This window comes from Aeromonas sp. PrichA-15 (assembly GCF_017939245.1).
In the GTDB taxonomy this organism is placed as follows: Bacteria; Pseudomonadota; Gammaproteobacteria; order Enterobacterales; family Aeromonadaceae; genus Aeromonas; species Aeromonas caviae.
Map to the genome: position 1 here is coordinate 1 of NZ_JAGKRH010000165.1, position 310 is coordinate 310.

Below are 310 nucleotides of genomic sequence, written 5' to 3' on the forward strand. Positions count from 1 at the left end.
CTGATTTTGCCCGGACGTTGCGCCCCGGCTGGCTGGTCGTGCCCGCTGCTGATTTTGACATGCTGGCAACCTTCAAATCCTCAATGACGATCATCGCGTGGTTTTTGCTGATAGTCGTTGTGACCTTGTGAAGGTAATCGCGGCGGCTATTGGCGATATGTGAATGCAGCCGCTGGATCTTGGCTTTTTGTTTCTTCCAGTTGCTGCTGAACTTTACCTTTTTGCTCAACTGGCGTTGGAGCCTTGCCAGCTTGGTCTGATTGGTTTTGAAGCTGTTGACGGGCTCAAACACCGTGCCATCTGACAGGGT

1 protein-coding gene is annotated in these 310 nt (G+C 52.3%); it reads right to left on the bottom strand.

The window, feature by feature from the left end; all coding sequences use genetic code 11:
- On the bottom strand, nucleotides 1-310 hold a 310-nt coding region (locus tag J9889_RS17655; RefSeq protein WP_210557546.1), incomplete at both ends, for a transposase.